Raw genomic sequence first — 9158 nt, 5'->3', positions numbered from 1 at the left:
GACGCGACCAGCACGATCGTGCCGATGATCGCGATCGGCAGCAGGATCCGGATCGAACCGCGGATCAGGTCGACCCAGAAGTTGCCGATCTCGCCCGAGCGGACCCGAACGAACCCGCGCACCAGGGCGATCGCCACCGCCATGCCCACCGCGGCCGACACGAAGTTCTGCACGGTCAGACCGACCATCTGGACCGTGTGGCCCATCGCGGTCTCACCGGAGTACGACTGCCAGTTCGTGTTCGCGGTGAACGACGCGGCGGTGTTGAACGCCTGGTCCGGCGTGATCGGCTTCATCCCGAGGTTGAACGGGAGGTGGTCCTGGAACCGCTGCAGGGCGTACAGGCCCAGCAGCGAGAACATCGAGAAGCCGAGCACGCTGCGCAGGTAGACGGTCCAGCGCTGCTCGGCGTTCGGATCGGCGCCGATCAGCTTGTACAGGACGCGCTCACCGCGCATGTGCTTGTCGCTGGAGTACACACGGGCCATGTAGTCGCCGAACGGGCGATGGACCGCGGCCAGGACGGCTATCAGCAGGGACAGCTGGAGTATCCCCGCGAGCGTGACGCTCACCTAGAACCTCTCGGGGAAGATCAGGGCCAGGACCAGGTAGCCGAGCAGGGCGATGGCAACGCTCAGGCCGACGATGCTGTCCGCGTTCACAGCTTCGCCACCCCCTTGGCGATCAAGACGACCAGCGCGAAGAACGCGATCGTCAGGAATACGAAGGCCAGATCAGCCATCGCGGATGCTCCTTGGGACGGACAGGCGCTTGATCGCCCGTAACGAGGACATTGATAGCACTTCCAAGCCGTCAAAAATCCCCATAAAAAGGGCAAAACCCAAAGCGTTGGCGGCGCCCTAACGCACCCATATGCCTTCTTGATGCGCCCTTGACATCAAAATTCGAAACAACCCGAACCGAACACCACCGGGGCACGCGCCGCCCGACTCCACAGCCCTGCGAAAACCGGGCCCGAAACGCACGAAGCCCGGCCCCGCCTTTCGGCGGAACCGGGCTTCGGTGTCTTGTGGTCCTTCGCTGCTACCGGACCTCGGTGATCTCCGGGCCACGCTGGAACGGGTCCAGATCGCCCGCGAAGCGGTCCTCATCGGCGCCCTGCGGCGGCACCGCGAGCCCGCTGTTCGGGTCGACCTGGGCGTTCTCCGGCAGGCGCAACAGGATCGGGTCGCGCGGTGCCATCGGCTCGTTGCCGCGCACCACCACGGTGTCGCGGAACATGCTCTCCAGATCGGCGCCCACGGCGGGGTCCACCGCGGCACGGCCGGAGATCACTCCGCGCAGGAACCAGCGCGGCCCGTCGCACCCGACGAAGCGGACCAACTGGTGGCCCTGCGTGCCGTCCGGAAGCTGCACGGGCACCTGGGCCCGCAGTTCCCAGCCGAGGCCGGCGTCCTGCTCGTCCACGATGCCACCCTGCTGGGTGATCCCGGAGGCGATCTCGGCGCGCACCTCGTGCCAGATGCTCTCGTTGCGCGGGGCGGCGAACGCCTGAAGTTGCAGACCGCTGTCCTCGAGCACCACGGTGGCGGCGATGATCAGGTCGTTGGAGACCTCGACCCGCAACTCCATCCGGGGATCGCTCGGAATGAGCATCCCGCCGAGGTCGATGCGGTCCTCGTGCGGGTCCTCGAGCTCGTCGAAGTCCCACGGACCGTCCGGCCGGGGCGCGGGCGGGATCGGTCGGCTCAGCTCGTCGAGGTCCGAGTCGTCGGAGCCTTGCGCGGCCCCGTCGCTCGACGCCTCGTCGGCATCGCCCTCGTCATCGATGATCTCGTCGAGGTCTTCGTGCTCCTCGACGGGCAGATCATCCTTTTCGCTGCGTCGGCGACGACCGAACACGTCACAGTCCTTCCCTGTCGGAAGCCGAGTCTTGCACGATGCCCGCGCTGCCCGCCGCCACGGCGCTCGAAACGCCGATCGCGGCGTGCCCGCCGGTGGAACCGAAGCCGCCTTCGCCGCGCCCTGAACCGGGCAACTCGGCGACCTCGTGGAACCCCGCTCGCTCGACCCGTTGGATCACGAGTTGGGCGATTCGGTCGCCGCGACGAAAAACGACCGGCGTACGCAGGTCGTGGTTGACCACGACAACCTTGATTTCGCCACGGTATCCCGCATCGACGGTGCCTGGGGCGTTCACCAGGGATACTCCGCACCGCGCGGCGAGCCCGGAGCGCGGGTGCACGAACGCGGCATAGCCGTCCGGGAGCGCGATCGCGATGCCCGTGGGCAGCACCATGCGCTCACCGGGCGCGATCTCGGCGTCCTGCGCGGTCACCAGGTCCGCGCCGGCGTCGCCCGGGTGCTCGTACGCGGGCAGCGGAAGACCGGGGTCCAGCCGGCGCACCAGGATGTCCACACTCGTGCTCACGGGTTCACCTCGAACGCTCGGGCCGCCTTCATCAGGTCGGGGTTGTCCATGACGCGCTGTACGTCCTCCGCACGTCCATTGTCGACGAAGTGCTCGAGTCCCACGCTCACGAACAGCGCCGCGGCCTCGACCGCGATCGGCCCGTCCGGGGAATCGAGCCGGCCCACCGCGCGTGAGTAGATCTTGCGGCCGGCCACCGCCTCGCACCACGCGTGGATGTGCAGCGTGGACCCCACCGGCACCGGGCGGCGGAAGTCCGTCTCCAGGTGCCCGGTCACCGCCGTGGTGTGCAGCATGTACCCGATCGCCCCGAGCGCCTCGTCGAACGCGCAGGTCAGCAGCCCGCCGTGGGCCAGGCCCGGGGCTCCTTGGTGCAGCGCGGTGACGGTGAACTCGGCGTCCACGGACACGCCCTCGCCGGCGCGCGCGCGAATGCGCAGCCCGCCGGGGGCGGCCTCGCCGCAGCCGAAGCAGTCGCTGTAGTGCTCGCCCAGCTCGGTGCCGGGAGAAGGTGCGTCCGGGTGGGGCCGGGGCGCCACCGCTTCCGGAGGCGGGGTCAGGGATGTTGGTCGACTCACGCCGAAGGACACTACCGTCGTTGCGACCGACACCCGCGCAGCGGCTGGGGAGCCGCCGGCGCCGCGGCCCGAAAGGGGCGCGGGACGGAAGGAAGCGCATGACCAAGAGCGTGGTCGTCACCGGGGCGACCGGTGGCATCGGCCTTGCCGTCGCCCTGGAGCTGGCGGGATCCGGCTTCGACGTGATCGGCACGGCCAGGACCCAGGAACGGGCCGAGCGCCTGCGCGAGGCCGCCGAGCGCGCCGAGGTGGGCGTGCGCACGGTCCTGCTCGACGTCGCCGACGCCACGTCGACGGTGCGCGCGTTCACCGAGATCGCCCAGATGACCGCCGGCGGCCCGTGGGCCGTGGTCAACAACGCCGGGATCGCACAGCCGGGTGCGATCGAGGACGTGGACGACGAGCAGATCCGCGCCCAGCTGGAGACCAACCTGATCGCACCCGCCCGGATCGCGCGCCTGGTGCTGCCGCAGATGCGCCGGCGTCGGGACGGGCGGATCGTCAACATCTCGTCCGTCTCCGGCCGGGTCTCGGCCCCGTTCTTGGGTTGGTATTGCGCGAGCAAGCAGGGGCTCGCCGCGACCACCGACGCGCTGCGGATCGAGACCGCCGGGTTCGGCGTCAAAGTGGTGCTGATCGAACCGGGCAACTTCGGCACCGACATCTGGGAGCGCGGCATGTCCCGCCTGCCGCCGCGCAAGACGTCGGCTTACCACGACTCCTACGACCTCGCCGACGACGTGGTGCGCCGGGCGAAGACGCTGCCCGCTCCGACGCCGGTCGCGCACGCGGTACGGGTCGCGCTGAGCGTGCCGCGGCCGCGGCCGCGCTACCTGGTGGGCAACGACGCCAGGGCCGGCGCACTGCTGGACATGGTGGCGCCGACCGCTCTTTCGGACTACGCCAAAGGGGTGGCGACGGGCCTGCGTACGCCTCCGGAGCGGGTCACCCGTGCGCTGGCCCGGTTGACCCGGCGGCACGGCCCCCGCTGAACCGTGTCCGCCGCGCATGACAGGCTGGGGCCATGCAGGCGTACAGCGAACGACTCGGCGTGCCGGCCTCCTGGTGGGCCCTGACCGTCCTGATGGCCGTCTCGGGCGCGCTGGTGGGCCTGGCCTTCGGGCTCGTGGCGACCATCGTGCTCGCGTCGGTCCTGGGTGCTTTGACGGCGTGGGCCACCAGTGCCTACGGCGCGGTGCGGATCACCGTGACCGAGACCGAGCTGCTGGCGGGCCGGGCCCGGATCCCGCTGACCGCGCTCGGTGCGGGCGTCGCGCTCGACCCCGAGCAGGCCCGCTCGCTGCGGATGGAGAACGCGAACCCGCGCGCGTTCATGGTGCTGCGCGCGTACATCCCGGGGGCCGCGCGGATCGAGGTCACCGACCCTGCCGACCCCACGCCCTATCTCTATCTGTCCTCGCGCAACCCGCAACGTCTGGTCGACGTCGTGGCCGCGCTGCGCGCCCGCGCCTGACCGGGCGCGAACGGGCTCGTTCCCGGCTCGGGCGAGCCGGGAGTGAGCGAATCGTCCGGCGCCCAGGTGGTCACCGGACAGTCAAGAACGCCCGCCGGCGAGTCGGCGGACGTTCGACTTCGTACGTCATGCGTGCGGCTTCATCACTTCCCACGCTCCGTATCGTGCTTTCGCGTTCAAGGACGCTCGGCGAACGTCGACGGTCCAACTCCTGCCGATACCCGTATGGCGTGTGCAGGGTTGCCGTTCATCGCCGGTCGTCCTCGACCGCACACGATCAGGCGCAGTCGCTGCAGATCGCCTGGCCGTCCTTCTCCTTGGCCAGCTGGCTGCGGTGGTGCACCAGGAAGCAGCTGGAGCACGTGAATTCGTCGGCCTGCTTCGGGACGACCCGGACGGACAGCTCCTCATTGGAGAGGTCCGCACCGGGAAGCTCGAGAGACTCGGCCTGCTCGAACTCGTCGACGTCGACCGAACCGGCCGACTTGTCCACGCGCCGAGCCTTCAGCTCCTCGATGCTGTCTTCGTTGATGTCGTCATCGGTCTTACGCGGGGTGTCGTAGTCGGTTGCCATGTACCTCTCCCCCTCCGGGTGGATCTGCGGTGCTCAATCGTGCGACATCGCCCGAGGACCTTCGTGGACGATGCCTTCAGCGCACGTAACGCGCGAGGGGCCGGAGTTGTGCCCGACCCGAAGCGCAGATTTTGCCTTACATCAAGGCTCGTTACGCAATCGACACCCAACCGAACCCCCAAAGAGGTGACTTGGTTGGATGGGGGGCCACTGTAACCCCGTACCGCCCTGCACAACCAGGAGGAATCGTGACGGTCTACGCGCTGGGTGATCAAATACCCAAGGTGCACCCCGATGCATACGTGCACCCTGATGCGGTCGTGATCGGCAGCGTGGAGATCGGCGCGGATTCTACGGTGTGGCCGGGTGCCGTACTGCGCGCCGACCACGGCCGGATCGTGATCGGCGAGCGCACGTCGGTACAGGACGGGTGCGTACTGCACACGACGGCGCCGTGGCCGACGGTAGTGGGCGACGAGTGCGTGATCGGTCACATTGTGCATTTGGAGGGCTGCGTGATCGAGGATCGTTGCCTGGTGGGCAACGGCGCGGTGGTCATGCATCAGGCCGTCGTGCGCACAGGTGCGCTGGTGGGAGCGGGTGCGGTGGTCGGAAATCGGATCGAGGTGCCGTCCTACGCGATGGCCTTGGGGGTGCCCGCGAAGATTCGCGAGAACGCCGTTTCGCCGGGCGCGTTCGCCGAGGCGGTGCGCAGTTACGTCGACAACGGTCGCCGATTCCGTCGGGATCTGCGCCGGATCGACTGATCGGCGCGCCTGCTCGCGGTCGGCGGGGTGTGTCGGATCGCACACGTCCGCTTCGGTTTGAAGGCCCCGTTCGGCCCCGTATATAAGTGCGACACGGGGGCTGGGAATCACACGGGGAGTGTCGTGCTCGAGTTGGCCGGCCTGGACAAACGATTCGGTGAAAAGGTCGTCCTCGACGACCTCTCACTGACCGTACAGCCAGGCCAAATGTTTGGTTTCGTCGGTACCAACGGTGCCGGGAAGACCACGACCATGCGTATCGCGCTGGGCGTGTTGGCGCCGGACGCGGGCGAGATCCACTGGCACGGCGCGGCGGTGGACCGCGGCGTGCGGCGACGCTGGGGCTACATGCCCGAGGAGCGTGGTCTGTATCCGAAGATGCGCATCCGGGATCAGCTGGTCTATCTGGCCGAGCTGCACGGGATGACCCGCGCCCGGGCGCACGAGTCAACCGAGCGCTGGTTGGACCGGCTCCAGGTGGCGGGCGGGCCCGCGGACCGGCTGGAGACCCTCTCGCTGGGCAACCAGCAGCGGGTCCAGCTGGCCGCCGCGCTGGTGCACGAGCCGGAGCTGCTGGTCCTGGACGAGCCGTTCTCCGGCCTGGACCCGGTCGGCGTGGACGTGATGGCCGGCGTGCTGCGCGAGCGCACCGCCGCGGGGGCCTCGGTGGTCTTCTCCAGCCATCAGCTGGAACTGGTCGAGTCGCTGTGCGACGCGGTCGGGATCATCAACAACGGCCGCATGCACGCCGTCGGTACCGTCGCCGAGCTGCGCGGGGACGACCGTGCGGTGCGCTACCGGGTGCGGCTCGCGCAGGCGCCGACGGGCTGGGCGGACGAGCTGCCCGGGCTGAAGGTGCTCTCCGCACAGGACGACACCGTGCTGGTCGAACTGCTTGCCGGGACGAGCGAGCAGGCGCTGCTCGACGCGGCCCGGGCGGCGGGCCGGGTGCTGGCCTTCGCGCCCGCGACCCCCTCGCTCGCCGAACTCTTCCGCGAGGTCGTCAACGGGACGGAGGTCGGCGCGTGAGCACCGGCGGCAGCACGTTTTGGTCCGCCGTGCGTCTGGTCGCGCGCCGCGAGTTCACCGAGCGCATCCGGGATCGGGGCTTTCAGATCTCGGTCGGGGTGATGCTGGCGATCCTGCTCGCGTCGGTGGCCATCCCGGCCGCGATCGGCGGCGGCTCGAACAAGTACGACGTGGCCTTCCTCGGCCCGCAGCAGACGCAGCTGGCGCAGACCGCGCAGCGTCAGGCGACCCTGCTGGACGTGGACGTGCGCGTCGGCTCCGTGGCCGACCGCGCGGCGGCCGAGAGGGCGCTCTCGGACGGGAAGCTGGACGCGGTCGTGGACAACGGCCGGATCCTGGTGGACAGCAAGCTGGCCGACCCGTTGGCCGCCGTCCTGCAGAGCTCGTGGGCCACCGTGGAGCGTGATGTGCGCCTGGGCGCGGCGGGCATCGACCCGAGCGCGGTGAACCAGGCGTCGGCGATCGCGCCGATGCCCAGGACCACCCTGGATCCGAACGCCGACCAGCGCGACGCGCGCAAGGGCATCGCCTTCATCGGCACCCTCGTGCTCTACGGCATGCTCATGCTGTTCTGCATGTGGGTGGCCAGTGGCGTGGTCGAGGAGAAGTCCAGCCGGATCGTGGAGATCCTGCTCGCGACCGTGCCCGCCCGCGCGCTGCTGACCGGCAAGATCCTCGGGATCGGCCTGCTCGGCCTGCTCCAGATGCTGGTCACCGCGGTGGTCGGGCTGGCCGCGGCGTCCGCGCTGGGCACGATCGAGTTGACCGGCGCGATGGTCTATCCGGTGGCGCTGGTGCTGCTGTGGTTCGTGGTGGGCTACGCGATCTACGCGTGCATGTTCGCCGCCGCCGCGGCCCGGGTCTCGCGCCAGGAGGACCTGCAGAACGTCATCACGCCGATGACCTCCCTGCTGATCGCCTCCTTCCTGGCCGCCGTCTTCCTCGGCCAAAAGGGTGGCACGCTCGCCCACGTGCTGGCCTACGTGCCGCCGTTCTCGGCGATGCTGCAACCGGCGATGACCGCCGCGGACGAGGTCTCCGTGCCGGAGAACCTGGCCGCGTTCGCGGTCGCGCTGCTCGCCCTGGTGGGGTTGGTCCGGCTCGCGGCCCGGATGTACGAGGGCGCGGTGTTGCGGATGGGCGGCAAGGTCGGCTTCAAGGAGTCGCTCGGCAAGTCGGCCCGCAAGCGCTGACCCGGTGCGCGCGTACGAAGGCCCGCCGTCCCCGGGGGGATGGCGGGCCTTCGGGTGTCGCGTCGGGGCCGACTCAGCGTCGGTTGGCCGCCTTGCGGGCCTCCAGGGCGAGCCGGCGCTCCTCGAAGCGCACCACCTGGGAGTCCAGGCCGCCCAGGAACAGCGCGAGCTCCTCTCGGGCCTTCTCGCCCTCCGGGCCCAGGTCCGTGCGCTCCATGATCTTGAGGTTGCGCAGCACCGGCAGGATCACGTCGTTCTGGTGGATCGGCAGGTTGTACACGCCACCCACCGCGAGCTTGGCCGCCGCGCGCTCGAAGCCGCTGATCCCGTGCCCGGGCATCCGGAAGTCGGTGACCATCTCGGTGACCGCGCGCATCGCCTGGTCCGGGGCGATCTCGAAGGCGGCCTTGAGCAGGTTGCGGTAGAAGACCATGTGCAGGTTCTCGTCGGTGGCCACCTTCGCGAGCAGCTGCTCGGCGATCGGGTCGCCACACGTGCGGCCCGAGTTGCGGTGCGAGACCCGGGTGGCCAGCTCCTGGAAGGTCACGTAGGCGATCACGTGCAGCGGATTGTCCATGTGGTCGCCCTGGTAGCCGGCCTCCATGTGCTCCATCCGCGAGCGCTCCAGCGCGACCGGGTCCACCGCGCGGGCGGCCATCAGGTAGTCGCGGATCGCGATGCCGTGCCGACCCTCCTCCGCCGTCCAGCGGTGCACCCAGGTGCCCCACGCGCCGTCGCGGCCGAACATCGCCGCGATCTCGTAGTGGTAGCTGGGCAGGTTGTCCTCGGTCAGCAGGTTCAGCGTAAGCGCTATCCGACCGACGTCGGTGAGCCCGGACTCCTCCGGGGTCCACGCCTCGCCGCCGAGCACGCCGTCGAAGTCGCGACCGGCACTCCACGGCACGTACTCGTGCGGGAACCACTCCTTGGCCACTGCCAGGTGGCGGTCCAGCTCGACGGCGACCACCTGCTCCAGTTCACGAAGCAAGTGCTCACCGGTCGGGGCGGGGGCGAGAAGGTTCATCGGCTCTCCAGGGCATAGGCAGACAACGTCGTACAGCGGCAGACACGGAGGACGGCGCTGTGCATCGCCCGCACGACGCGTCCCTACGATTCCGTAACTTACGACAGCGTAGGTTGGTTCCACCCCA

Annotated in this window: 12 protein-coding genes; 5 read left to right on the top strand and 7 right to left on the bottom strand. The window is 69.5% G+C overall.

The genetic code is table 11. The annotated features are described in order from the left end of the window. The 5 genes from A3IC_RS0140940 to A3IC_RS0140915 all read right to left on the bottom strand — a co-directional run. A partial coding sequence (locus A3IC_RS0140940; protein WP_020555860.1) for a potassium-transporting ATPase subunit KdpA occupies window positions 1–572 on the bottom strand: 572 nt, incomplete at its 3' end. Beyond that, complete coding sequence (gene kdpF, locus A3IC_RS63975; RefSeq protein ID WP_020555859.1) at window positions 573–662, bottom strand: K(+)-transporting ATPase subunit F; 90 nt, start codon at window positions 660–662, stop codon at window positions 573–575. Window positions 663–1044: 382 nt separating this feature from the next. After that, entirely contained in the window at window positions 1045–1863 is an 819-nt protein-coding gene (locus tag A3IC_RS0140925) for a DUF3710 domain-containing protein (protein ID WP_020555857.1), read from the bottom strand. 1 nt (window position 1864) lies between these two features. Then, window positions 1865–2392 (bottom strand): dUTP diphosphatase, encoded by a 528-nt coding sequence (dut, locus tag A3IC_RS0140920; RefSeq protein WP_020555856.1) that lies wholly within the window; start codon window positions 2390–2392, stop codon window positions 1865–1867. Next, a complete protein-coding gene (locus A3IC_RS0140915) occupies window positions 2389–2970 on the bottom strand; it encodes a PaaI family thioesterase (protein WP_106669162.1) in 582 nt (193 codons plus the stop codon). Before A3IC_RS0140915 ends, dut begins: the two co-directional genes overlap by 4 nt. Before the next feature lie 98 nt (window positions 2971–3068). Between A3IC_RS0140915 and A3IC_RS0140910 the strand changes: the two genes are divergently transcribed. Both A3IC_RS0140910 and A3IC_RS0140905 read left to right on the top strand, forming a co-directional pair. Further along, on the top strand, window positions 3069–3962 hold the full coding sequence (locus A3IC_RS0140910; protein ID WP_020555854.1) for an SDR family oxidoreductase: 894 nt from the start codon (window positions 3069–3071) through the stop codon (window positions 3960–3962). 32 nt (window positions 3963–3994) lie between these two features. Continuing rightward, window positions 3995–4444, top strand: a complete 450-nt coding sequence (locus A3IC_RS0140905; protein WP_020555853.1) for a DUF3093 domain-containing protein — start codon at window positions 3995–3997, stop codon at window positions 4442–4444. A 277-nt stretch (window positions 4445–4721) separates the two neighbouring features. Here the strand turns inward: A3IC_RS0140905 and A3IC_RS0140900 are convergent, their stop codons facing one another. After that, the gene (locus tag A3IC_RS0140900) at window positions 4722–5018 is read right to left on the bottom strand and encodes a DUF4193 domain-containing protein (protein WP_020555852.1); all 297 of its coding nucleotides are present in this window, start codon (window positions 5016–5018) and stop codon (window positions 4722–4724) included. A 248-nt stretch (window positions 5019–5266) separates the two neighbouring features. On the opposite strand from A3IC_RS0140900, the gene A3IC_RS0140895 reads away from it, so the two are divergent. The 3 genes from A3IC_RS0140895 (at window position 5267) to A3IC_RS69265 (ending at window position 8007) form a co-directional block, all read left to right on the top strand. Beyond that, window positions 5267–5785 carry a gamma carbonic anhydrase family protein gene (locus tag A3IC_RS0140895; RefSeq protein WP_026219310.1) on the top strand — a complete coding sequence of 173 codons (519 nt, stop codon included), beginning with the start codon at window positions 5267–5269 and terminating at the stop codon, window positions 5783–5785. Window positions 5786–5908: 123 nt separating this feature from the next. Further along, window positions 5909–6814, top strand: a complete 906-nt coding sequence (locus A3IC_RS69270; RefSeq protein WP_020555850.1) for an ABC transporter ATP-binding protein — start codon at window positions 5909–5911, stop codon at window positions 6812–6814. After that, the gene (locus A3IC_RS69265) at window positions 6811–8007 is read left to right on the top strand and encodes an ABC transporter permease (protein ID WP_020555849.1); all 1197 of its coding nucleotides are present in this window, start codon (window positions 6811–6813) and stop codon (window positions 8005–8007) included. The genes A3IC_RS69270 and A3IC_RS69265 overlap by 4 nt, the downstream gene beginning before the upstream one ends. Window positions 8008–8080: 73 nt before the next feature. Here A3IC_RS69265 and A3IC_RS0140880 read toward each other — a convergent pair whose 3' ends face one another. Next, on the bottom strand, window positions 8081–9031 hold the full coding sequence (locus tag A3IC_RS0140880; RefSeq protein ID WP_020555848.1) for an acyl-ACP desaturase: 951 nt from the start codon (window positions 9029–9031) through the stop codon (window positions 8081–8083). Between the last annotated feature and the right edge of the window lie 127 nt (window positions 9032–9158).

This window comes from Embleya scabrispora DSM 41855 (genome assembly GCF_000372745.1).
Taxonomy (GTDB): Bacteria; Actinomycetota; Actinomycetes; order Streptomycetales; family Streptomycetaceae; genus Embleya; species Embleya scabrispora.
The sequence above is the reverse complement of the archived record's forward strand: the minus strand, read 5'-3'. Positions and strand labels throughout refer to the sequence as shown.